At 72.0% G+C, this 24,507-nt stretch carries 12 protein-coding genes and 1 pseudogene; 7 read left to right on the top strand and 6 right to left on the bottom strand.

From position 1 onward, the window contains the following. Positions 1-37: 37 nt before the first annotated feature. The gene (locus AB0C75_RS10015; protein ID WP_362888886.1) at positions 38-487 is read right to left on the bottom strand and encodes a hypothetical protein; all 450 of its coding nucleotides are present in this window, start codon (positions 485-487) and stop codon (positions 38-40) included. 36 nt (positions 488-523) lie between these two features. Between AB0C75_RS10015 and AB0C75_RS10010 the strand changes: the two are divergent. Next, positions 524-1,352 (top strand): annotated as a pseudogene (locus tag AB0C75_RS10010) (NAD(P)/FAD-dependent oxidoreductase); the annotation flags it as partial. Between the two features lie 162 nt (positions 1,353-1,514). On the opposite strand, the gene AB0C75_RS10005 reads toward AB0C75_RS10010, so the two are convergent. The 3 genes from AB0C75_RS10005 to AB0C75_RS09995 form a co-directional block, all read right to left on the bottom strand. Next, positions 1,515-2,072, bottom strand: a complete 558-nt coding sequence (locus AB0C75_RS10005; RefSeq protein ID WP_362888884.1) for a TetR/AcrR family transcriptional regulator — start codon at positions 2,070-2,072, stop codon at positions 1,515-1,517. Positions 2,073-2,214: 142 nt separating this feature from the next. Then, positions 2,215-3,606, bottom strand: a complete 1,392-nt coding sequence (locus AB0C75_RS10000; protein WP_362888882.1) for an amidase — start codon at positions 3,604-3,606, stop codon at positions 2,215-2,217. Next, positions 3,593-3,799, bottom strand: coding sequence for a hypothetical protein (locus AB0C75_RS09995; RefSeq protein ID WP_249626581.1), 207 nt, complete (start codon positions 3,797-3,799; stop codon positions 3,593-3,595). Before AB0C75_RS09995 ends, AB0C75_RS10000 begins: the two co-directional genes overlap by 14 nt. A gap of 577 nt (positions 3,800-4,376) precedes the next feature. Between AB0C75_RS09995 and AB0C75_RS09990 the strand changes: the two genes are divergently transcribed. From AB0C75_RS09990 to AB0C75_RS09965, 6 genes are all read left to right on the top strand, one after another. Next, the gene (locus tag AB0C75_RS09990) at positions 4,377-5,282 is read left to right on the top strand and encodes a sterol desaturase family protein (RefSeq protein ID WP_362888880.1); all 906 of its coding nucleotides are present in this window, start codon (positions 4,377-4,379) and stop codon (positions 5,280-5,282) included. A 137-nt stretch (positions 5,283-5,419) separates the two neighbouring features. Continuing rightward, positions 5,420-14,743, top strand: a complete 9,324-nt coding sequence (locus AB0C75_RS09985; RefSeq protein ID WP_362888878.1) for an amino acid adenylation domain-containing protein — start codon at positions 5,420-5,422, stop codon at positions 14,741-14,743. Continuing rightward, positions 14,730-16,415 (top strand): NAD(P)/FAD-dependent oxidoreductase, encoded by a 1,686-nt coding sequence (locus AB0C75_RS09980; RefSeq protein ID WP_362888876.1) that lies wholly within the window; start codon positions 14,730-14,732, stop codon positions 16,413-16,415. Before AB0C75_RS09985 ends, AB0C75_RS09980 begins: the two co-directional genes overlap by 14 nt. Before the next feature lie 11 nt (positions 16,416-16,426). After that, entirely contained in the window at positions 16,427-18,070 is a 1,644-nt protein-coding gene (locus AB0C75_RS09975) for an NAD(P)/FAD-dependent oxidoreductase (protein ID WP_362889171.1), read from the top strand. After that, on the top strand, positions 18,067-19,122 hold the full coding sequence (locus AB0C75_RS09970) for an NADP-dependent oxidoreductase (RefSeq protein ID WP_362888873.1): 1,056 nt from the start codon (positions 18,067-18,069) through the stop codon (positions 19,120-19,122). The genes AB0C75_RS09975 and AB0C75_RS09970 overlap by 4 nt, the downstream gene beginning before the upstream one ends. Next, positions 19,119-20,198 carry a Rieske 2Fe-2S domain-containing protein gene (locus AB0C75_RS09965; protein ID WP_362888871.1) on the top strand — a complete coding sequence of 360 codons (1,080 nt, stop codon included), beginning with the start codon at positions 19,119-19,121 and terminating at the stop codon, positions 20,196-20,198. The genes AB0C75_RS09970 and AB0C75_RS09965 overlap by 4 nt, the downstream gene beginning before the upstream one ends. A gap of 720 nt (positions 20,199-20,918) precedes the next feature. Here AB0C75_RS09965 and AB0C75_RS09960 read toward each other — a convergent pair. Together AB0C75_RS09960 and AB0C75_RS09955 are read right to left on the bottom strand one after the other, a co-directional pair. Beyond that, positions 20,919-22,262, bottom strand: coding sequence for a class I SAM-dependent RNA methyltransferase (locus tag AB0C75_RS09960; protein WP_362888869.1), 1,344 nt, complete (start codon positions 22,260-22,262; stop codon positions 20,919-20,921). Positions 22,263-22,391: 129 nt separating this feature from the next. Continuing rightward, on the bottom strand, positions 22,392-24,473 hold the full coding sequence (locus tag AB0C75_RS09955; RefSeq protein ID WP_362888867.1) for an APC family permease: 2,082 nt from the start codon (positions 24,471-24,473) through the stop codon (positions 22,392-22,394). Positions 24,474-24,507: the final 34 nt, after the last annotated feature.

Here is a 24,507-nt window from a genome sequence, read left to right as displayed (position 1 = left end):
GATCAGCGTGGAGGCCTGTGATCACCGTCGATGCCGGTCAGTCGGCGTCCGCGTCATGCACGGACACACGGATGGTGGCGAGCGTGCTGTCGGCGGCGTCGGGGATGAGCATGCCCGCCTCGACGCCGGTCCGCAGGTAGTCCACCACGGCCTGGTCGAGTCGTTCGCCGGGGAGGGCCGCCGGGATGCCTGGGGGGTAGGGCGTGAGCATCTCGGCGCAGGTCCTGCCGGCTGCCTGATCGGCGGGGATCTGTTCGACCTGGCCGAAGAAGGCGTCGCGCGGTAGGGCCACCTGCTGAAGGCGGAGGTCGCCGGGGTCCGGGATGCGGATGTACGGGGCACGTGGCAGCTCGTCGGCGTGGGCGACAAGGTCGCGTAGGCCATCGAGGAGTGGTGCGGTCGTCGTTTCGTCGTCGGCGTGGGTGAGCTGGGCGTTGATGCGCCGGTGGTCGGAGGTGTGGAGGTTGATGTGGCGGTGTCGGCGCATCCAGTCGGCGGCGTCGTATCCGTTGAACTCGACCTCGTACGCACGGCCAGCGGCGAGGCAGTCCCGGCCCGTAGGGCGGTCCTGGCCGATGTATCCGCGCCCGCGCTCTACGGCTCCCTGGTGGCCGAGGAGCACCTTCCCGGACATTTGCTCGCCGATCTGAAGCGTTTCCAGTGGGACTTCGCCACCTTCAAGGTCGACTGGGCGCTGAATGGCCCGGTGCCCTGGACCTGCCCGGAGGCCGCTCAGGCAGGGACCGTCCACCTCGCGGATGGCATGGACAGTCTCACCCGCTTCGCTTCGCACATCGCCATGGGCCGCATCCCCGACGAGCCCTTCGCCCTCTTCGGCCAGATGACCACCGCCGACCCCAGCCGCTCGCCCCTCGGCACCGAATCCGCGTGGGCATACACGCATGTGCCGCACCGGGTACGAGGAGATGCCGGGGAGGCCGGGCTGACCGGGTCCTGGAACATCCGCGATCAGGAGATCATGGCGGACCGGGTCGAAGCGCAGGTCGAGCGCCTATGCCCCGGGTTTCCGCGGCCTCATCAGGGCCCGGCGCATCCTCGCCCCGCCCACTCTGGAGAGCATGGACGCCAACCTCCACGGCGGCGCCGTCAACGGCGGAACCACCGCCATGCACCAGCAGCTGATCTTCCGCCCCTCCCCCGGCACAGGGCGCCCGGAGACACCCCTTCCGGGCCTCTATCTCGCCTCTGCCTCCGCGCACCCCGGAGGCGGTGTCCACGGCGCCCCCGGAGCCAACGCAGCGCGAGCCGCTCTACGCCGACAGCACACCGATCTCCTGCCTCACTTCCAGCAGCGATTGAATCAACGCGACCGCAAGGGCAGGAAAACCTAGCGCCCACTGGGGATTTCAGGGACCCCTGCCAGTACAGCCGGCCGCTTGGCCTCCACTGCCAAGCGGCCGGACCGCCCGACGAGCGAAGTGGTCAGTTGTCGGGCTTCTTCTTCGAGCGTCAGGGGCGGCTGTCTGGATGGGGCGAGCGCCGGCCTCGATCTGCTAGGCGTACGCGGCGTTCGTCACGAGCTCGCGCGCGTATGCGGCATCCAGTCGGCCAGGGCGGAAGAGGATGCGGTACATGATCGGCGCCACGACACGGTCGATCAGCAGTTCCGTCTCGGGCACCGTCTCCCCCCGCTGCGCCGCACGGGCCAACACGACGTCGATCTGCTCTGCGGCATACGCCGAACACTGACCGGCATTCGTTCCGTCGGGGTCGCCGAGCAGGGCGTCCCGAATATAGGCGCGCCCGGGCGGCGAGGCCATCTCGTCGACGAACTGTTCCGCCCACGCGTCGAGATCGGCCCGCAGGCTTCCGAGATCTGCCGGATCCGTTTCCGGGCGCAGCCGTTCGACGGCCACGTCGGACAGGAGTTCTTGCAGGTCGCCCCAACGACGGTAGATCGTGGAGGGGGTCACGCCCGCCCGAGTGGCCACCATCGGGACCGTGAGCGCGTCTCGGCCCACCTCCCCCACGAGTTCACGTGCCGCCGCGTGGACGGACTCCTGCACGCGTGCGCTGCGCCCGCCGGGACGGGCCATGGGCTTAGGACTCATACGATCCACCTTAATGCGAATCCGTTGCTTCTAGGCGGCGGCCGGCGTCGGCGACCCGCAGGGCCGCGTATCCGGGTGCCCGAGCACGGCGGACGTCCCAGCGGCGATGCAACCGCATGCCGGCTGGAACGTCCGCCTTCTCTCAGACAGCGAGGGGAGCAAGCCGCCCCGCGCCGGCCACCGACTCCTCGTAGACCCGGCCCACGCGGAGCACCGTCGCGTCATGGAAGGGGCGCGCCATCAGCTGCATACCGACCGGCAGTCCGGCGCGGTCGTGACCGACCGGCAGACTGAGGGCCGGGACGCCGGTGATGTTGGCGGGGGCACAGAGGCGGACGTAGCTGTCCGACACGGCCTCGGTCGTGCCATCGGCCCACTCGACGGCTTCCTGCCCCGCCTCGGCGGCGGTCATCGGCACCGTCGGCGCGGCGAGGACGTCGATTCCGTCGAACATGCGAGCCCAGGCGTCTCGCATCATGGTGCGCGCCCGCTGGGCGCGAAGGTAGTCGCCCGCGGAGGTGAGTTCGCCGGCCTCCAGCAGGATACGAACGTCCGCCGCGTACAGGTCGGGGGTGGTCCGCAGCGACCGCTCGTGGTAGGCGGTGGCCTCGGGAACCATCAGCCCCCACTGAACGGCCTGGATGTGACGCGCCATCGGGATCTCGACGTCGACGAGCTCCGCCCCCAGCTCGGCCAGCCGCTCGATCGCGCCGCGTACGGACTCCTCGACCTCGGGCGTGACCCGGTCGAAGTAGTGGTTCCGCGGTATGCCGATCTTCAGTCCTCGAAGGTCGCCTCCCGGGAAGCGGTCCAGCATCGGGCCGGACACGCTCGCCGGGTCGCGCGGGTCGTGGCCGGCGGTCGCCGACAGCACCAGCGCGGCGTCCTGGACGGTGCGGGTGAGAGGGCCCACGTGGTCCAGGGACCAGGACAGCGAGGTCACGCCTGTGCGTGGGACCAGGCCGTAGGTCGGCTTGAGGCCCACCACGCCGTTCAGGGCAGCGGGGACCCGGATGGAACCGCCCGTGTCCGTGCCCATGGCGAACGTCGCCCCGCCGGCGGCGACAGCTACCGCCGAGCCGCCGCTCGACCCGCCCGCGACCCGGCTGTGGTCCCACGCGTTGTTCGTCTGCGGAGTGGTCAGGCCGTAGGCGAACTCGTGCGTGTGCGTCTTGCCCAGGAGGACGGTCCCGGCGGCGCCGAGCCGTTCGGCCACCCGACTGTCGCGTTCCGCCACGTGCCCTGCCCGGACGTTCGAGCTCGCGGTGGTGGGTATCCCCTCCGCGTCGATCAGGTCCTTGAGCGCCATGGGGATCCCGTGCAGCGGCCCGCGCGGTCCGCTTCCGGAGATCTCCCGTTCGGCGCGGACCGCTGCGGCCTGGGCCGCGTCGGCGGCGACGGTGACGTAGGCGCCCAGCCGTCCTTCGACGACGGCAATACGGGCGAGCACCGATTCGGTGAGTTCGACGGGGGACAGCTCCCGTGCGCGAACCGCACGGGAGGCTTCGGTCAGCGACAGCTCAAACGGTTGCATCGGCGTTCCCCTGTCCGGCTCGGTAGGAGGACGCGGGAGGGGTCTCGCCGAAATCGAGCTCGCGCAACGTGCTGATCACGGAGTGGATGTAGTTGGCCGTCATGGCCACTCCTTCGTGTCGGCCGTCCCCGAGGGGAAGCCCCGCCCGCAGCGCCCCTCGGGCTGCCTCTTGTGGGGTGAGTTCGCTGGTCATGGCTTCCTTCCGGATCTGTACGGCGCGACGGGCCGGGGCTGGTGCAGGACCTCCGACCACCGCAAAAGCGAATCGTTTGCTTTAGATGACCGTAGGGCCTACGACGACTTAAAGCAAACCAATCGCTTTTAGCGCGAGAGGGACCCTCGTGCAGAGCGCCCCCGCGGGCCTCGCGCCGCCCCGTACTCCTGGGCGCGCTCGCGGCCCAGGTCGGTCCGGCCGCCCGAGTTGTACGGCTCGTGTTCCGCCCGTGGCCCCACACGCGCCCCCACGGGGCGATGGTTTCGGGCATATCCGCCGGGCCCGGGCCCCGCGGTATCCGCTCTCTACGCGAGGGGCGACCGGCATGACCGGCGCCGCCCACGCGAGTGCGGAATCGTTACTTCCGGTCACCGGCACCCCGCGCCCTCCACCCCGCCCCACGGACACCGAACAATGAAAAGAATTTCTTCTTATAAATTACCCTCGCGCGCCCCCTTACCCCGCTGGCCAAAAAACGCCGTTCACTCATTCACGACCCCTCACGTCCGCTGCTACTCTGCGGACTCCCTATTCGGATATGATGGAGATTCTCCGCATGGAAGATCGACCCGATACGGGGTCGCTGCCGGCGAATGCGTGGACCACCGGCGCGTCCGCCCGCGAGTGTCTCCGCTATGCCGCGTACCCGATTCTGCTCCTGTCGGCAGTCTGGCTCTTCACCTCGGTTATGCGCTTCGACTGGGACCGGGGCCGGGCCGTCCAGCTCTTCCTGGTCGGCACCATCGTCTATCTCGCGGCACTGGAGCGGCTGATCCCGCACCGGACCGACTGGCACCCGAGCGGCCGGGAACTGTGCTGGTACGCAGCCTATTTCGGGTTCACCATGGTCGGCGCCGTGCTCGGCCAGTCGGTCATCGCGGCCGTTCTGGCCGCGACCCCCGTCACGGGACCGGGGCTCGCGCTCGGGGCCGAGGTGCCCCTCGCGCTACTGGCCTCCTCACTGACCGGCTACCTCGCCCACCGCTGGGCGCATTCCAATCGGTGGCTGTGGAAGGTACACGGAATTCATCACGTCCCGGGAAAAGTGAACGTCGCCAATAACGGCGTCAACCACCTCCTGGATGTCGCCTTCAAACAGGGCGCGGTCCAATTGACACTGGGATTTCTCGGATTCTCCGCCGACTGCCTTTTCGCGGTAGCGCTCTTCACCCTTGTCCAAGGCTATTTCGTGCACGCGAACGTGGACGTCCGACTCGGTCCGCTCCACCACGTCCTGGCCAGCCCCGAGCAACACCGGCTGCACCACAGCGCCGACCTGGCCGAGGCCGGTCACTTCGGCGTGGACCTCTCGGTCTGGGACCGCCTCTTCGGCAGTTTCACCTGGCGACCGGACCGCCGCCCGGCGAACGTCGGTGTCAAGGACCCCGCCACGTTCCCGGAGACCGGCTCGATCGTCGCCAGCCTGCTCCACCCCGTGCGCCGCCCGCCCCACACCGCGTAGTCCCCCGTACCACGCACACCCGCTCCGTACCGCGACCTCCCCGCCCCGTACCGCGCAGCCCCGCACCGTACCGGCGTCGTGCCCCCATACGCCCCCGCCCGGCCCGTACCGAGGCGTCGTCTCCACCGGATTGGACCATGACGGACTCACCCAGCGCCGCCCACCGCGACAAGGTCGCCATCATCGGCATCGGCTGCCGGCTCCCCGGACACGCGGGTGACCACCGGTCCTTCTGGCGCAATCTGATCGAAGGCCGGGACTGTCTCGTCCCCACCCCGGCGGACCGGTACGACACCACGACCCTCGGCAGCCGCGACCGGGCCAAGCCGGGCCGGCTGACCGGCGGCCGGGGCGGCTACATCGACGGCTTCGACGAGTTCGACCCCCACTTCTTCGGGATCAGCCCGCGCGAGGCCGAGCACATGGACCCGCAGCAGCGCAAGCTCCTGGAGGTGTCCTGGGAGGCGCTGGAGGACGGCGGGCAGCGGCCCGCCGAACTGGCCGGGCGGGACGTCGGCGTCTTCATCGGCGCCTTCACCCTGGACTACAAGATCCTGCAGTTCGCCGACCTCGGCTTCGAGACGCTGGCCGCGCACACCGCGACCGGCACGATGATGACGATGGTCTCGAACCGCATCTCGCACTGCCTCGACTTCCGCGGCCCCAGCATCTCGATCGACACGGCGTGCAGCTCCTCCCTGGTCGCGGTCCACCTGGCCTGCCAGAGCCTGCAGCGCGGCGAGAGCGAACTCGCCCTGGCCGGAGGTACCCTGCTGCACCTCGCGCCGCAGTACACCATCTCCGAGACCAAGGGCGGCTTCCTCTCCCCCGACGGACGCTCCCGCGCCTTCGACGCCTCCGCCGACGGCTACGTACGGGCCGAGGGCGTCGGCGTCGTGGCGCTCAAGCGCCTCTCGGACGCGCTGCGCGACGGCGACCCGGTGCACGCCGTGGTGATCGGCAGCGGGGTGAACCAGGACGGACGCACCAACGGCATCACCGTGCCCAGCGCCGACGCCCAGGCCACGCTGATCGAGCGGGTCTGCGCCGAGGCGGGAGTGACACCGGGCAGCCTCCAGTACGTCGAGGCGCACGGCACCTCCACCCCCGTCGGCGACCCGATCGAAGCGCGGGCGCTGGGCCGGGTGCTGGCGCAGGGCCGGGCGCCCGGGGCGCGGTGCTACGTCGGCTCGGTCAAGACCAACATCGGGCACACGGAGGCCGCCGCCGGCGTCGCGGGCCTGATCAAGACGGCGCTGGCCCTCCGGCACCGCCGCATCCCACCGCACCTGAACCTCGAACAGCCCAACCCCGCCATCGACTTCGCCGCGCTGCCCTTCGAGATCCCGACCACACCGGTCGACTGGCCGGAGCACGAGGGACCCGCGCGGGCAGGCGTCAACTCCTTCGGCTTCGGCGGCACCAACGCCCACGTCCTGCTGGAGGAGGCACCGCCCCGCCCGCCGGAAGAGCCGCGCGCGACGGCCCGGACGCCCGCCCGCTCGGTCCTCCCGCTGAGCGCCCGGCACGCGTCGGGCCCGGCCGAACTGGCCGCGGGCGTCCGCCGCGAACTTGCCGCCGGAGTGCCCCTCGCGGATCTCGGGCACACCCTGGCCCACCGCCGCCAGCACTTCGAGGAGCGCCTCGCCGTCGTCCACTCCCCCCTCGGCCCGCCCGGCTCCCTCGACGAGGTACTGGCCGCCTGCGAGCGCGGGGAGCAGCACCCCCGGGCCGTGCGGGGCCGCCTCCGGGAGCCCGGGGCGCAGCGGCTGGTGTGGGTGTTCACCGGCATGGGCCCGCAGTGGTGGGGCATGGGGCGCGAGCTCCTGGACGCCGAGCCCGTGTTCCGGGAGGCGGTCGAGCGCTGCGACCGGGAGGTCCGGCGCCAGGCGGGCTGGTCGCTGCTCGACGAGCTGTCCCGGCCCGAGGCGGAGTCCCGGATGGCCGAGACCTGGCTCGCCCAGCCCGCCAACTTCGCCGTCCAGGCGGGGCTCGCGGCGCTGTGGGAACACCACGGGGTGCGGCCGGACGCCGTCGTCGGGCACAGCACCGGCGAGATCGCGGCCTTCCACCAGGCCGGGGTGTACGGCCTGGAGGACGCCGTCCGGATCGCGCTGGCGCGCAGCACCCTCCAGCACCGGCTCGCGGGCACCGGCGTGATGCTGGCGGCGAACCTGTCCGAGGAGGAGGCCGAGCGGCTGGTCCGCCCGTACCGGGACCACGTGTCGGTCGCCGCCGTGAACAGCCCGGCGTCGGTGACGCTGTCCGGGGACCGGGACACCCTCGGGGAGCTCGCCGGGCGGCTGGAGCGGGAGCAGGTCTTCGCCCGGTTCCTCGACGTCGAAGTGCCGTACCACAGCGTGCGGATGGACCCGATCGAGGCCGAGCTGCACGAGGCGCTGGCCGGGATCGCGCCGCGCGCCGCCGGTCTCCCGCTGTATCTGACCGCCCGCCAGGGACGTGCGCGGGGGCCGGAGCTGGACGCCGCGTACTGGTGGGAGAACGTCCGGCGGCCCGTCCGGTTCCGTGCCGCGGTCGACCGGCTGGTCGACGACGGGTACACGCTGTTCCTGGAGATCGGTCCGCACCCGGTGCTCGGCCACTCGATCCGGGAGTGCCTGGAGGGCCGGGCCGTCGAGGGGGTGACGCTGCCGTCGATCCGGCGCCGGGAGGACGAGCCCGAGCGGTTCGCCCGCTCCCTCGCGGAGCTGTACACGCTGGGCGTCGACGTGGACTGGTCGGTGCTCCAGCCCGTGGGGCGCCCGGTGCCGCTGCCGGGCTATCCGTGGCAGCGGGAGCGGTACTGGGTGGAGCCCGCGCCGGTGGAGCAGATCCGGCTCGGCCGGCTGGACCACCCGCTGCTCGGCCGGCGGACCTCCGCGCTGCAGCCGACCTGGGAGAGCCGCCTGGACACCGAGCGGCTGCCGTATCTGGCCGACCACCGGATCGAGGACAGCACGGTCTTCCCGGCCGCCGGGTACCTGGAGATGGCCGCGCAGGCGGTCCGGGCGCTGACCGGCGGCGACACGGCGACCATGGCCGACGTCGAGTTCTCCCGGGCCCTGTTCCTGCCCGACGGCGAGGCGACGACCGTCCAGCTGGCCTTCGCGCCGGAGGAGGCCGGGTTCACCATCGCCTCCCTCGCCGGTTCCGGGACCGGGGCTCCGGACCGTACGGTCCACGCGAGCGGGGTCGTCCGCACCGGGCAGCCACGCCGGCTCGCGGAACCGCTGGACACTGCGGTACGGGCGCGGGCGGGGCGTCGGCTCGACCGGGAGGCGTGCTACGGCGAGCTGGCGGCGCTCGGCTACCACTACGGCCCGGCGTTCCGGGCGATCGACGAGGTGTGGACGGCGCCCGGCGAGGCGCTGTCGCTGATCCGGCCCACCCCGGGCATGGGCGACGGGGCCGCGGACTGCCATGTGCACCCCGTGCTCCTGGACGCCTGCTTCCAGACCATGCTCACCGCGATGACGCCCGACGACGGCCGGTCCGCCGGGATCCGGCTGCCCGTCGGCATCGCGGAGCTGCGGCTGGACGCGGTCGGCGACCGGGCCCTGTGGGCGCACGCGACGGTGACCGCGGAGAGCGACGAGGAACTGGTCGGCGACCTCGCCCTGTACGCCGAGGACGGGACGCCGCTCGGCCGGATCAGCGGCTTCCGCGCGACGGCGGTGGACCGGGTGGCCTCCTCGGTGAAGCTCGGCACCATCGACGGCTGGCTGGCCGAGGTGGTCTGGGAGGAGACGCCCACCGAGGCGCCGGAGGACGGCGGGACCGCCGAGGGGACCGGGGACGGTCCCGACGGCTCCCCCGCGCCCGACCTGGTGGTCTTCGCCGACGAGGGCGGGCTCGGCGCGCGGATGGCCGAGGCGGTCGTGGCGCGCGGCGGGCGGTGCCGGCTGGTCCGCCCGGGCAGCCGATACCGAAGCGGGGCCCGGCACATGACCGTGCGACCCGATTCGGCGGCCGATCTGCGCAGGCTGTTCGACGAACTCGGGCCGGGGTTCGGAGCCGTGGTACATCTGTGGAACCTCGATCTGCCCCCGCTGGACACGGTCGGCGCGGCGGACCTCGGCGGGATCGGCACAGTCGGCGGCTACTCGCTCGTCCTGCTCGCCCAGGTGCTGCCCGAGGCGTGCCCGGAGGGGCGCCTGCACATCGTCACCCGGGGCGCCCAAGCGGTGGTGCCGGGCGAGCCGGTGGAGCCGTTCGGCGCGCCCGCCTGGGGCATCGGCCGGGTGCTGTGGCAGCAGGAGCTCACCGGTCACAGCGGCAAACTGATCGATCTCGACCCGGCCGGGGGTCCCGGCGAGGCCGAGGTGCTGCTGCGCGCGCTCACGGCGGACGACGGCGAGGGCGAGATCGCGCTGCGGTCCGGGCGGCGGCACCTCAGCCGGCTGCGTCCGCCCGCGGGGCTGACCCGTCCGCTGCCGCTACGGCTGCGCGCGGACGGCGCCTATCTGGTCACGGGCGCGTTCGGGGCGCTGGGACGGCTGCTCTGCCGCACCCTGGTACGGCGCGGGGCCCGGCGCCTGGTCCTGCTCGGCCGCACCGGCGTGCCGGAGCGCGGCGCGTGGCGGGGGCTCGATCCGGGCGGCCCCGAGGGGCGGCGGGTCGCGTTCCTGCGCGAGCTCGAAGCGCTCGGCGCAGAGGTGCTGGTCGCCGCGGTGGACGTGACCGACGCGGTGGCCATGGAGGGCTGGCTGGCCGGGCGTCGGGCCGCCGGTCTGCCGCCGGTGCGGGGCGTGTTCCACCTCGCGGGACAGGTGCGGGACGTCCTGCTGCCGTCGTTGGACCGCGAAGCGTTCGACGCGGGCTACGGGCCGAAGGTGCACGGCGGGTACCTGCTGCACCGGCTGCTGCGCGACGAGCCGGTCGAGCACTTCGTCCTGTTCGCGTCGGTCGCCTCGCTGCTGACCACGGCCGGTCAGGTCAACTACGCGGCCGGGAACGCGTTCCTGGACGCGCTCGCCCATCACCGCCGGGCGCTCGGTCTGCCCGCGCTCAGCCTGGACTGGGGGCCGTGGGCCACCGGCATGATCGAGGAGCTCGGGCTGGTCGCCCACTACCGGGACGCGCGCGGGATGAGCTCGCTGGCGCCGGAGGCGGGCATGGCGGTCCTGGAGCGGGTGATCGGGCAGGACCGGGCCCAGTTGCTGGTGGCCGCGGTGGTGGACTGGCCGGTGTTCCTGTCCTGGTATCCCACCCCGCCGCCGCTGGTGTCGGCGCTCGCCGCCGCGGCGGCGCGGGAGGTCCCGGCGGGGCAGGGCGGCAGTCTGCTCGACGCGTTCCGCACCGCCGACGAGGCGGCGCGTACGGCGTTGGTGGCCGAGCGGTTCGCGGCCCTCGCGGCGGGTGTGCTGCGGGTGCGGCCGAAGCTGGTCGACGCGGACGCCCGGCTCGGCTCGCTCGGTCTGGACTCGCTGCTCGCCATGGAGCTGCGGGCCCGGACCCACACCGAGCTGGGGGTCTCGCTGCCGGTGGTGGCGCTGCTCAGCAATGGGCCGGTGAGCGAGCTGACCGAGCGGCTGCACGCGGGGCTGACCGAGCTCGCGGCGGCCGGGGGTCCGGTGGCGGAGACGGCGGTGGAGTTGTTCACCGACGAGGCGTGCTACCCACTCACCCACAACCAGCAGGCCCTGTGGTTCCTCCGGCAGCTCAACCCGGACGGCTTCGCGTACAACATCGGCGGCGCGGTGGAGGTGCGCGCGGAGCTCGACCCGGAGCTGCTGTTCGATGCCTTCCGGACGCTGATCGCCCGGCATCCGAGCCTGCGCGTCAACATCACCACCGAGGACGGGCGTCCGGTGCAGCGGGTGCGGCCCGAGGCCATCGCCGACACCGGTCTTCTCGATGTGTCCGGGCTGCCCTGGGAAGAGGTCCGCGCCCGGCTGGTAGCGGAGTACCGCAGGCCGTACGACCTGGAGCGGGATCCTCTGGTGCGGCTGCGGCTGTTCCGGCGGGCCCCGGACCGCTGGGTGCTGATGAAGGCGGTCCACCACATCGTCTCGGACGCGATCTCCACCTTCACCTTCATCGAGGAGCTGTTCGAGGTCTACCGCGGGCTGCGCACCGGCCGGCCGGCGGAGCTGGCCCCGGTCCGGGCCCGCTACCTGGACTTCCTCAACCGGCGGAACCGCTTCCTGGCCGGGCCCGAGGCGCGGCGGATGCTGGAGTACTGGCGGGAGCACCTGCCGCGGGAGGTCCCGGCGCTCGAACTGCCCACCGACCGGCCGCGTCCGCCGGTGCAGAGCGACAACGGCGCCTCCGAGTTCTTCCAGCTCGACGACGAGCTCAGCGCCCGGGTGCGGACGCTGGCCCGGGAGCACAACGTCACCGTGTTCACGGTGCTGCTCACCGCGTACTACCTGCTGCTGCACCGCTGGTCGGGGCAGGACGAGATCGTGGTCGGCAGCCCCGTCACCGGGCGCACCGAGGAGGAGTTCGCCTCCGTCTACGGCTACTTCGTCAATCCGCTGCCGCTGCACGTGAGCCTGGCCGGGGAGCCGTCGGTGGCCGAGCTGCTGGGCCGGGTGCGGGACACGGTCCTCGGGGGCCTCGACAATCAGGAGTACCCGTTCGTGCTGCTCGTGGAGCAGTTGGGCCTCCAGCACGACCCGAGCCGCTCGGCGGTCTTCCAGGCGATGTTCATCCTGCTCACCCACAAGGTGGCCGTGGAGCGCTTCGGGTACACGCTGGAGTACATCGAACTTCCCGAGGAAGAGGGGCAGTTCGATGTCACGCTGTCCGCGTACGAGGACCGGTCCGACGGGCGCTTCCACTGCGTGCTGAAGTACAACACCGACCTGTTCGACGCGGCGACGGTGCGTCGGATGGCCGCGCACTACCGGAACCTCCTCGACGGCCTGACCCGCGCGGAGGGCGAGCGCCCGGCGGGACGGCTGCCGATGCTGGGGGCCGGGGAACGGGAGCGGATCGTCACCGGGTTCGGCGGCGTCGGCCGACGGATCGACCACGACGTGCCGGTGCACGAGCTGATCGGGAAGATCGCCGCGCAGTTCCCGGAGGCGGTCGCGGTGTCCGTGCCGGGCGGGCGGCGGCTCGGCTACCGGGAGCTGGACCAGCGCTCGCGGCGCGTGGCGGCCTCGCTGCGCGAACGCGGCGTCGGCGCCGGGACAGTGGTGGCGGTGCGTCTTGCGAAGTCGCCGGAGCTGGTGATCGCGCTGCTCGCGGTGTGGCGGGCCGGGGGCGCGTATCTGCCGCTGGACCCGGACCACCCGGCGGAGCGGCTGGCCGAGCTGATGGAGAACGCCGGGGCCACGCTGGTTCTGACCGACGGGCGGCGGGGCCAGGCGGCCCGGCTGCCGGGACGGCCGGTCATCCTCGACGAGCTGGACCGGCCGGGGACCGAGGAGCGGCCGGAGCCGGCCGTGGGCCTCGACCAGACGGCATACGTGATCCACACCTCGGGTTCCACCGGCCGCCCCAAGGCGGTGCGGGTCAGCCACCGCAACCTGGCCTCGGTGTTCGTCGCCTGGCAGCAGGAGTACCGGCTGGACACCGACGTCCGGGTGCACCTGCAGATGGCGGGCGTCTCCTTCGACGTGTTCACCGGGGACCTGGTCCGGGCGCTGTGTTCGGGCGGGACGCTGGTCGTCGTCGACCGGGACCTCCTCTTCGACACCGCGCGGCTCTACCGGACCATGCGCGCGGAGGGCGTGGACTGTGGCGAGTTCGTGCCGTCGGTGGCGCGCGGGCTGCTGGCGCACTGCGAGCGGGAGGGGCTGGGCCTGGAGTTCATGCGCCTGGTGATCGTCGGCTCGGACGCCTGGCGGGCGGGCGAGCACCGGAGGCTCGTCGCGCTGTGCGGGCCGGGGACCCGGGTGGTCAACTCGTACGGGCTGACCGAGGCCACCATCGACAGCGCCTACTACGAGGGGCCGGCGGAGGGGCTGGAGCCGGGCCGGATGGTGCCGGTCGGCCGGCCGCTGCCCAACAGCGAGCTGTACGTCCTCGACCGGCACGGCGAGCCGGTGCCGCCGGGGGTGGCCGGTGAGCTGTGGATCGGCGGCGCCGGCGTCGCCGACCGCTACCTGGGCGATCCGGAGCGGACGGCCGAGCGGTTCGTGACCCTCGAACCGGGCGGCGAACCCGTACCGCTGTACCGGACGGGGGACCTCGGGCACTGGGACGCGGAGGGGGTGCTGCACCTCCTCGGGCGGGCCGACGGGCAGGTGAAGGTGCGCGGCCACCGGGTGGAGACCGGGGAGATCGAGGCGCGGCTGGCCGCCCGGCCCGAGCTGGCGCAGGTGTGCGTGACGGTACGGCGGGACGAGACGGGCGAGAACGTGCTGTGCGCCTACTGCGTGCCAGCGCCGGGCGCGGTGGCCGACGCCCGGGAGCTGCGCCGCCACCTCGCGGAGCAGCTGCCGACGTATCTGATCCCGGCGCACTTCACGGAGCTGTCCGCGCTGCCGCTGACCGCGAACGGCAAGGTCGATCCCGGCGCGCTGCCGGAGCCGCGCGCGGAGGCGGGACCGGAGAGGTACGAACCGCCGGTGACGCTGTACGAGACGCGGATGGTGGCGCACTGGCGGTCGCTGCTCGGGCTGGAGCGGCCGGGGCTGCGGGACGACTTCTTCGAGGCGGGCGGCAGTTCGATCAAGCTGATCGAGCTGATCCACCACCTGCGGACCGAGTTCAACGCGTCCGTGCCGGTCGGGCGGCTGTTCCGGACCAGCACCCTGCACGGCATGGCCCGCACCCTGGAGGACGTCGTCACCGGGCGGCTGCCGGGCGCCGAGCCGTACCTGTGGTTCAACCCGGGCGCGGACCCTGCGGCGACGGTGTTCTGCCTGCCGCCCGCGGGCGGGCACGGGCTGGTGTACCGGCAGCTCGCGGCGCGGCTGCCCGAGCACCGCTTCGCCGCGTTCAACTACCTGTCGGGTCCGGACATGGCGGCCCGGTACGCGGATCTGGCCGAGGAGCTGCACCCGGGTGGGCCGTACACGCTGTTCGGTTACTCCCTCGGCGGCAACCTCGCGTTCGAGATCGCCGGAGAGCTGGAGCGGCGGGGCCGCGCGGTGGACCTCGTGCTGATCATGGACTCGTACCGGATCGCCGAGGCCGTCGCCCTCGGCGAGGAGCACCTGGCCGAGTTCGAGGCGGAGCTCGCGGAGCACCTGCGGCGGCACACCGGTTCCGAGATCGTCGCCCGGGAGACCGTGGAGCAGGCCCGCGAGTACCTGGCGCACTGCGGTGCTCACCCGTCGCTCGGTGTGCTCGGCGCGCCGATCGCGGTGATCTCCGACCAGGACAAGCTGCTCCGCTTCGCGGCGGACGAGCCCGGCGGCTGGCACGGGGTCACCGCCGCCGGGTGCACCGTACGCGAGGGGCACGGACGGCACGCCGAGATGCTCGACGGCTCGTTCCTCGACGGGAACGCGGAGCTGGTCCGGGCGCTGCTGGCGGGAGGTGCCGCGGATGGGCGTGCGTGACGGCGGGCCCCGTTGGGAGGCCCGGCCTCCCGGCGGACGGCCCCGGGTGATCATCATCGGCGCGGGCATGTCGGGTCTGGCCGCCGGCTGCTACGCGCAGATGAGTGGGCTGGAGAGCCGGATCTTCGAGAAGCACGTGCTGCCAGGGGGCTGCTGCACCGCCTGGGCTCGGCAGGGCTACCTCTTCGACTACTGCATCGACTGGCTGATCGGCACGGCACCCGGGACCGGGGCGAACGACGTGTGGCGCGAGCTCGGGGCGCTGGACGGGAAGCGGATCACCCATTTCGACCAGTTCAACCGGGTGGTGACGGAGGACGGCCGGTCCGTCACGTTCTACAACGACCCGGACCGGCTCCAGAAGCACCTGCTGGAGCTCTCGCCCGGCGACGCGCGCCTGATCCGGGCGTTCTGCCGGGACCTCAGGCGCTTCGCGGGGCTCGCCCCGCACTGGGAGCTGAAGCCGCCGCCGCTGAAGTCCCTGACGGAGAAGGCGCGAACGCTGCTCGCGATCCTGCCGGCGTTCCGGCTGTACTGGCGCACCGCGGCCACGCCGATGCGCCGGTTCGCGGACCGCTTCGAGGACCCGCTGCTGCGCCAGGCGTTCCCGAACATGTTCCTCCAGGAGCTGACCGGCTTCCCGCTGCTCCCCTTCCTCTTCACGATGTCCTGCGCCTTCAACGGCAACGCGGGCTTCCCGGAGGGTGGTTCGCTGGGTCTGGCCCGGTCGGTGGAGGAGCGGTACACGGGGCTCGGCGGGCACATCGGCTACCGCGCCCGGGTGGAGCGGATCCTCGTCGAGGACGGGCGGGCGGTCGGCGTACGGCTGCGGGACGGGCAGGAGCACTTCGCCGACCATGTGATCGCCGCCTGCGACGGGCCGACGGTGCTGGACCGGCTGCTGGAGGGGCGGTGGAGCAGCCCGCGCACCGAGCGGCTGTACACGGAGCTGCTGGACCGGCCGGACAACCTGTACCCGGCGGTGGTCTCCGCGTTCGTCGGGATCGACGGCCCGCTGCCCGCCGGTGAGCCGCACAGCACCACGTACCTCCTCGGTCCGGAGCGGGGCGCGGCGCTGCCGGGGAGCCTCCAGCACAGTCTGGTGGTGCAGCGGCGGTCCGACTACGCCGACGGCTTCGCGCCGGCCGGGAAGTCGGTGCTGCACTGCACGTACTTCACCGACCACCGGTCCTGGCAGGATCTGCGGAAGGCGGACCGGCGGGCGTACCGGGAGCGCAAGCAGGAGGTCGTCGACTTCCTGCGGGGCTTCCTGGCCGAGCGTCATCCGGGCCTCGAGGAGCGGATCGAGCTGGTGGACGTGGCGACGCCGGCGACGACGGAGCGGTACACCGGCAACACCCACGGCAGCATCCTGGCCTGGAAGGCGTTCTCCGAGGCCGACGACGTGTCGACCGCGCTGGTGGACCGGGACCGGATGCGGCTGCCGGGGCTGAGCGGCTTCTCGATGGCCGGGCAGTGGACCGGGATGGGCGGCCTGATCCGGGCCGCGACCAGCGGCCGGTACGCGGTCCAGTTCCTCTGCGACGAGCTGGGCCGGGAGTTCCGGGCCTGGCCGAGCGAGGGTGCCGGGCCGTGGCATCCCGGGAAGCTGGGCCGGCTGCCACGACTCGAACAGCAGGGCGACGCCGGGAAGGCGGCGGTGGCCGAATGACCAGAAGGACCATGCTGATCGTCGGCGGAGGGCTCGGCGGGCTCTCCACCGGCTGCTACGCCCAGATGAACGGCTATCGCAGCAGGGTGCTGGAGATGCACGAGATCCCGGGCGGCTCCTGCACGGCCTGGGACCGGGGCGACTTCACCCTCGACTGCTGTGTGAGCTGGCTGCTCGGCAGCGGACCTGGCAACGAGATGCATCAGATCTGGCTGGAGCTCGGCGCGCTCCAGGGCAAGCGGATGCGCAACTTCGACGTGTTCAACACGGTGCGCGGCCGGGACGGGCGGGCGGTCCACTTCTACTCCGATCCGGACCGCCTCGAAGCACACCTGCTCGCCCTCTCCCCCGGCGACGCCCGGGTGATCCGCGACTTCTGCGCCGGGCTGCGGACCTTCCGCAAGGCACTGGCCCGCTACCCGTTCCTCACCCCGGTCGGGCTCATGGGCCGCCTGGAGCGCTGGCGGATGCTGGCGTCCTTGGTCCCCTACTTCAACGTGATCCGGCGCTCCATCGGCACGCTGATGCGGGACTACTCGCAGCGCTTCCGGGACCCGCTGCTGCGCGAGGCGTTCAACTTCATCCTGTACGAGAAGCATCCCAACTTCCCCGTGCTGCCTTTCTACTTCCAGCTCGCGGCGCACGCCGACGCCTCGGCCGGTGTCCCCGAGGGCGGCTCGCTGGGCCTGGCCCGCTCGGTCGAGGAGCGCTACCGGGGGCTCGGCGGCGAGGTCATGTACAACGCCAGGGTCGTGGAGATCCTGGTGGAGAACGACCGGGCGGCCGGGGTCCGGCTGAGCGACGGCACGGAGCTGCGGGCGGACATCGTGGTCTCCGCCTGCGACGGGCGCACCACGCTCCTGGACCTGCTGAAGGGCCGCTACCTCACCGACACGTATCGGGAGCTGTACACCCGGACCATCACGGAACCCGACATGGTCTTCCCCGGCTACCTCACGGTCTTCCTGGGGCTGCGCCGGCCCTTCCCGGACGGCGAGCCCTGCACCACGTACCTCCTGGAGGACGCGGTCGCGGAACGGCTCACAGGCATCCGGCACCCCAGCGTCAACGTGCAGTTCCGCAGCCGCCACTACCCGGAGCTGTCGCCGCCTGGCACCTCCGTGGTGTACGCCACGTACTTCTGCGACATCGCGCCGTGGCGGGAGCTGAGCACCGGTCCCGAGCGGTTCACCCGGATCCGCCGCGGCGCGGACCTGCACACGCTGCCGGTCGGACGCGGGCGCGACTACCAGCGGGCCAAGCGGCAGGTGCGGGACACGATCGTGGACTTCCTCGACGAGCGGCACCCCGGGCTGCGGGACGCGATCGTGGTGCGGGACGTGTCCACCCCGCTCACCCAGGTCCGCTACACCGGCAACTACGACGGCACGGTGCTCGGCTGGCAGCCGTTCGTGGACAGCGGCGAGACCGTGGAGCAGGAGGTCAAGCGACACGGTCCGGGACTGCCGGGGCTCGCGGACTTCTATCTGTCCGGCGTCTGGGCCACCACCGGCGGCCTGATCCGGGCCGCGGCCTCGGGACGGCACGTCATGCACTTCGTCTGCCGCGACGACGGGCGGCCGTTCACCGCCTCCGTCGACGACAGCGCCCCTCTCCCCGTACAACTCATCGAACCCGCAGGAGCGACCCCGTGAAGACCGAGAAGTGGATCGTCAGCGAGCACAACGACGGCGTGCCGGACGTGGACCGGATGTACGTGAAGGTGGTGGAGGAGCTCGACACCGACCTGGCCGAGGACGAGATGCTGCTGCACACGCGGTACGTCTCCGTCGACCCGTACCTCCACGGGATCGCCCTGGACACCCCGGTGGGCGACCACATGGGCGCCGACTCGATCATGGAGGTGCTGGCGGCCGGACCGCGGGCGATGTTCGGCGTCGGGGACCTCGTGCAGGGCTTCGGCGGCTGGCGCACCCACCTGGTCAGTAACGGCGCGGGGGCGCTGTGGCAGACCGGCACGTTCCCGATGGTCTTCCCCGCGTACCGGAAGCTGGACCCGGCCCACTACGACGAGGCGCTGCCGCTGAGCACCGCGCTCGGCGTCCTCGGCGGCGCCGGGATGACCGCGTGGGGCGCCCTCACCACCTTCCTGGCCGTACGGCCCGGCGACACGGTCCTGATCAGCGGCGCGTCCGGCGCGATCGGCACGCTGGCCGGGCAGCTGGCGAAGCGGGCGGGCGCGCGGGTGGTGGGCACGACCGGTTCGCCGGAGAAGGCGGCGCGGCTGACGGCGCTCGGCTTCGACGCCGTCGTCGTCTTCCGGCACGGCGGGGACCCGGCGCAGCTCCGGGAGGACCTGGCGAAGGCGGCTCCTGGCGGCGTCGACCGGTACTTCGACAACCTCGGCGGGGTCATGACCGACACCGTCTTCACGATGCTCACCGTGGACAGCCGGGTCGCGGTGTGCTGGCAGTGGGCGAGCCAGGTCGGCGGCGAGTGGACCGGGCCCCGGCTGCTGCCGTACATCATGTTCCCGCGCACGACGATCCGCGGGATCTTCGCGCTGGAGTGGTTCACCGAGGACAACTGGGCGGCGCTGCACGCCGAGCTGGGGCCGCTGGTGCGCGCCGGCGAGATCCGCTACCAGCAGACCGTGCACCGCGGCTTCGACTCCATTCCCGCCGCCTACCGCAGCCTGTACACCGCCCGCGCGGCGTCCTTCGGCAAGGTGCTGGTCGAGCTGTGAGGCGCGGCCACACCCGGGCGCTCACGGAGGGCCCGAGCCCGGCCGACGCGCACGAGCCGGTCCTGCCGTACCCCGACGGCTGGTTCTCGGTGGCGTTCTCCTCGGAGGTGGTGCGGGGGGCGCTGCTGACCCGGCCGCTCCAGGGCGAGGACGTGGTGCTCTACCGGCTCCGCGACGGCGAGGTGCGGGCGGTCCGCCCGTACTGCCCGCACCTGGGGGCGCACCTCGGGCTCGGCGCGCTGGAGGGCGACGAACTGCTGTGCCCCTTCCACCGCTTCGCCTTCGGCCCGGACGGCGCCTGCACGCGGACGGGGTACGGCACGCCCCCGCCGCCGTCCTCGGACCTGACCCTGCTGCCGGTGCGCGAGGTCGACGGCGCCGTCTTCGTGTGGCGGCACCACGACGGGCGGGCGCCGGACTGGGAGCTCACGCCCTGGCACACGCTCGGGACGCGGGCGCCGCGGTTTGCCGCGTGGGAGATGGCGGGGCACAGCCAGGACGTGGTCGAGAACACGGTGGACATCGGGCACTTCACGCCGCTGCACGGCTGGGGCGCGTCGGAGGTAGCCGAGCCGGCGGTCTTCGAGGGGCGGTCCTTCCGGATCTCGGTGCGCTCCGAGGAGCGGGTGCCGCTGCTGGGCGCGAGTCCGCTGGAGGTGACGCTGGAGGGCAACGGGATCAGCCGGGTGCACGTGTGCACGGCCCTCCCTCGGTTCGGGGTGCGCACCTGTGCCGTGTACACGACCACGATGATCGCGCCCGCGGCTTTCCAGCTGCGCCAGACGAGCCGCTTCGAGGTGGCCGAGCCGGCCGCCCTCCCGGCCCCGCTGGCCCGCTGGGTGAGCGGCTCGGTACACCGGCTGCTGGCGGGTGTGATGTTCCGGGGCAACTGCGCTTTCGTGTCCCAGGACTTCCCGGTCTGGGCGACGAAGCGGTACGTGTCTCCGCCCCGGCTGGCCCGCGGCGACGGCCCGATCGGCCCGTTCCGCCACTGGGCCCGGCAGTTCTACCCGCCGGACCGGCTGCGGGCGCGGGTGCCGTCGTCGGTGATGCGGGGGAAGCGGAGAGCAGGGTGACGCAGCCTGGCCGCTCCGAGAAGCCCGGGGGGGGCGGGGGCTTCGCCGGACGGGAGGACGGGGCGGTTCGGATGACGGCGGGGCGTCAGGCGCTCCGCCGCGCCTGGTGCTCTTCGAGCGCGAGGACCTGCAGGCACATCTCACCGGCGCGGAGTGGACCGACGACGAAGCCTTCGCCGCCTACGGGCTCGATGACTCCACCATCACCGCGCTTCGCACCTGAGCCCTGGAATGGGCCGACGACCAGAGGTCAGATGGTTCTCATGAGAGGAACATCAGCCATGGCCGCCCCAGGAAGTACCCCGCGGCCGCCACGCCGACAGACGCCGCGCGGCACAGCCCGCATGACCTGGAAAGAACGCCTGGTCTTCTCGGGAGCCCCCTGGGACTTTCCTGGGACTTTCGGCCGCATCAAGGGGCACAAGTGTGAAACAACCGAAAGGCCATTTCCCCAGGTCAGAGGCTGATATCGATCGTTCCTGCAGGTCAGCTGAGCGACTGGTCTCTTCCGCGACACATGACCACCAGCAGCCAGGAGCGCTGCGTTCAGCGTCACCCGACCTGGGCGCCCTACTGATACTCGCCACCTCGACGGGCCCCGACCTGCCCGGCAAGTCGCCTGACACGCCATCAGGACGAGCGTCACGAGCGTCATTTCAGCGTCAGGATATCGCCGGTAACTCCCACACCACACATCATGCACACCAGAGAAACCGCAGGTCAGACGCCCTTTGTCGCAGGCTCAAGGATCGCGACGCACTCCACATGGTGGGTCATCGGGAACAGGTCGAACGCCCGCAGCGTCCGCACCTTGTAGCCGCCGTCCGCGAAGTACGCGATGTCCCGCGCCAGCGCCGCCGGGTCGCAGGCAACGTACGCGATCTTGCGGGCCCCCAGCGAGGCGAGGTGCTTGACCGTTGCCTTGCCGGCGCCCGCGCGGGGCGGGTCCAGGACGATCAGGTCGCACTCCGTGATGCCCGTGCGCGGCAGGACCTGGTCGACCTTGCCGTGTTCGATGCGGACCCGGTCCAGGTCCTTCAGGTTGTGCCGGGCGTCCTCGACCGCGCGCTTGCCGGACTCGATGCCGAGGACCGCGCCCTTCTCGCCGATGCGCTGGCCGATGGCGCCGGCGAAGAGGCCGACGCCGCAGTAGAGGTCGAGCGCCATGTCGTTCTTGCGGGGCAGCAGGCCCTGCATGACCGCGCGGACCAGAGTGTCGGCCGCCTGCGGGTGGACCTGCCAGAAGCCGCCCGAGCCCACGCGGTATGTGCGGTCGTCGGCGCGCTCGCGGACGAAGGCGCGGCCGTGGACGCGGTGGACCCCACCGTCCTTCTCGTCGACGCGGAGCACCGAGACCGGCTTGTCCAGCTCGACGAGCGGGAGGCGGCCGCCCTCGCGCGGGGTCAGGATGACCTGGCGGTCGTGGGAGCCGGTGGCGGAGATCGCCTCGACCGTGGCCATCTGCGGCCAGTCCTGCTTCTCGATGCCGAGCTCGGAGACACCGGGGGCCGCGATGAGGCAGTGGTCGATCGGCTGGACCTCGTGCGAGCGGTGCTTGCGCAGTCCGGGCAGGCCGTCGGCGTCGATCGCGTACTGGACGCGGGTGCGCCAGGCCGGGACCTCGCCCGGCGGGAGCTTGTCGCCCTCGGCGGGCATGACCGTGCCGTCCCAGCCGGCCTCCTCGGGCGTGAGGCCCGCGAGACGCTGGAGCTGCTCGGTGATCACTTCGCCCTTGAGGCGGCGCTGGGCGCCGGGCTTGGCGTGCTGCCAGTCGCAGCCGCCGCACTTGCCGGGGCCGGCGTACGGACACGGGGCCTGGACCCGGTCCTTGGAGGCCTCGACGATCGTGACCGCGTCGGCCCGCAGGAAGCGCGAGTCGCTCTCGCCCTCGGTGACCCGGGCGACGACCTTCTCGCCGGGGAGGGTGTGGCGCACGAAGAGCACCTGGCCCTCGGACGTGCGGGCGATGCAGTGGCCGCCGTGGGCGACGGGGCCGACCTCGACCTCGTACTCCTGACCGATCAGGGACTCCCCGGTCTGCGACGACGTGGATTCGTTCTGCATGAGGGGGTGGCTCCAGAGATCAGGAAAAGAGGGAAAGAGAGAAAGAGGGAAGGTCTGCGGCCGGGCCGCTGCCAGCCCACCAGTCTACGTGGGCGAAAGCCGGACGCTTACCACAGGCGGAGCCCCCAGTCAGCCCTTGTGGCCGGCGTCCTTGTGGCCGGCGTCCTTGTGGCCGGCGTCCTTGTGCCGCCGCTCCACGGGCCCGCGGCGTACCGTTCCTGGCGCGTGCCAGTTCGCGCGCCTCCTGGCCCGCACCTTCGCGGCCTCGGAGGATTCCAGCTGGTACGGCACCGAGGTCACCATCACGCCCGGGGTGAACAGGAGCCGGCCCTTGAGCCGCAGCGCGCTCTGGTTGTGCAGTACGTGCTCGTACCAGTGGCCGACCACGTACTCGGGGATATACACGCTGATCACATCGCGCGGGCGGTCCTTGCGCAGGCCCTTGACGTACTCGATGACCGGCCGGGTCACCTCGCGGTAGGGCGAGTCGAGGATCTTCAGCGGGATGTCGATGCCCCGCCGCTCCCAGTCCTCCCTGAGCGCCTTGGTCTCCTCCGCGTCGACGCTGATGGACAGCGCCTCCAGCTGGTCCGAGCGCACCAGCTTGGCGTACGCCAGTGCGCGCAGCGTGGGCCGGTGGAGCTTGGAGACCAGGACGATCGAGTGGACCCGTGAGGGCCGCAGGAGCTCGTCGGACGGGAGGACGTCGGGGGCGGCGATCTCCTCGGTGATCCGGTCGTAGTGCTTGCGGATCGCGGTCATCGTGCCGAAGAAGATCACCATGCCGAGCAGCGCGACCCAGGCGCCGTGGGTGAATTTGGTGGCCAGGACGACGACCAGGACCAGGCCGGTGAAGAAGGCGCCGAAGGTGTTGATCGCCCGGGAGCGGATCATGTGCCGGCGTACGCCCGGGTCCCTCTCGGCACGCAGATGGCGGTTCCAGTGCCGCACCATGCCGGTCTGGCTGAGCGTGAAGGAGACGAAGACGCCGACGATGTAGAGCTGGATGAGCCGGGTCGTGTCGGCCCCGTAGATCCAGACGAGCAGGATCGCGGCCCCCGCGAGCAGCACGATGCCGTTGGAGAACGCGAGCCGGTCGCCGCGGGTGTGCAGCTGGCGGGGCAGATAGCGGTCCTGGGCGAGGATCGAGCCGAGCAGCGGGAAGCCGTTGTACGCGGTGTTCGCGGCGAGGAAGAGGACGAGGGCGGTGGCTGCCGCCAGGAAGACGAAGAGGAACGTCCCCTCTCCGAAGACCGCGGCTGCGACCTGGGAGATGACCGGGTCCTGAGTGAAGCCCGCACCGACCGCGGCGCCGTTGTGGATCAGGTCCTGCGCGGGGTTCTCGGCCATCTTCACCTCGGTGGCCATGGCCAGTCCGACGATGCCGCAGAACATGGTGACGGCCAGCAGCCCCATCGCCGCGAGGGTGTTCGCGGCGTTCTTGCTCTTCGGCTTGCGGAAGGCCGGGACGCCGTTGCTGATCGCCTCGACGCCGGTGAGGGCAGCGCAGCCGGAGGAGAAGGCGCGCAGCAGCAGGAAGACGAGGGCGAAGCCGGCGAGCCCCTGGTGCTCGGGCCTGATCTCGTAGTCGGAGGTGGGCGCGTGCATGGTGTCGCCGAGTGCCAGCCCCCGGAACGCACCCCAGAGGATCATCAGGAAGACCCCGGCCACGAACAGATAGGTCGGGATGGCGAAGAGTTTCCCGGACTCCTTGACGCCGCGCAGGTTCATCAGGGTCAGCAGCACGATGGCCCCGATGGCGCAGGCCGTCTTGTGCTCGATGACGAAGGGGATGGCGGAGCCGAGGTTCTCCACGCCCGAGGAGATCGACACGGCCACGGTGAGGACGTAGTCGACGAGGAGGGCACTGGCGACGGTCAGACCGGCCTTCGGGCCGAGGTTGGTGGTGGCGACCTCGTAGTCGCCGCCCCCGCTCGGGTAGGCACGCACGTTCTGCCGGTACGAGGCGACGACGGTGAACATGAGGACCACGACCGCGACCGCGATCCACGGGCTGAAGTGGTACGCCGACACGCCCGCGATGGACAGCACGAGGAGCACTTCGCCGGGTGCGTACGCGACGGAGGACAGCGGGTCGGACGCGAAGACGGGAAGCGCGATGCGCTTGGGGAGAAGCGTCTCCCCGAGCTTGTCGCTGCGCAGCGCCCGGCCGATCAGGATCCGTTTGGGCACGTCGGTCAGTTTGGACACGGTGAGGATCGTAAGCGCTGCCGGGACACGCCGC

It is taken from the genome of Streptomyces sp. NPDC048565 (assembly GCF_040650935.1).
Lineage (GTDB): Bacteria > Actinomycetota > Actinomycetes > Streptomycetales > Streptomycetaceae > Streptomyces.
The sequence above is the reverse complement of the archived record's forward strand: the minus strand, read 5'-3'. Positions and strand labels throughout refer to the sequence as shown.

Excerpts from the sequence above, each read along its gene's own strand:
- AB0C75_RS10015 (WP_362888886.1), bottom strand. The coding sequence starts at position 487 with ATGCGCCGACACCGCCACATCAACCTCCACACCTCCGACCACCGGCGC.
- AB0C75_RS10005 (WP_362888884.1), bottom strand. The coding sequence starts at position 2,072 with ATGAGTCCTAAGCCCATGGCCCGTCCCGGCGGGCGCAGCGCACGCGTG.
- AB0C75_RS10000 (WP_362888882.1), bottom strand. The coding sequence starts at position 3,606 with ATGCAACCGTTTGAGCTGTCGCTGACCGAAGCCTCCCGTGCGGTTCGC.
- AB0C75_RS09995 (WP_249626581.1), bottom strand. The coding sequence starts at position 3,799 with ATGACCAGCGAACTCACCCCACAAGAGGCAGCCCGAGGGGCGCTGCGG.
- AB0C75_RS09990 (WP_362888880.1), top strand. The coding sequence starts at position 4,377 with ATGGAAGATCGACCCGATACGGGGTCGCTGCCGGCGAATGCGTGGACC.
- AB0C75_RS09985 (WP_362888878.1), top strand. The coding sequence starts at position 5,420 with ATGACGGACTCACCCAGCGCCGCCCACCGCGACAAGGTCGCCATCATC.
- AB0C75_RS09980 (WP_362888876.1), top strand. The coding sequence starts at position 14,730 with ATGGGCGTGCGTGACGGCGGGCCCCGTTGGGAGGCCCGGCCTCCCGGC.
- AB0C75_RS09975 (WP_362889171.1), top strand. The coding sequence starts at position 16,427 with ATGCTGATCGTCGGCGGAGGGCTCGGCGGGCTCTCCACCGGCTGCTAC.
- AB0C75_RS09960 (WP_362888869.1), bottom strand. The coding sequence starts at position 22,262 with ATGCAGAACGAATCCACGTCGTCGCAGACCGGGGAGTCCCTGATCGGT.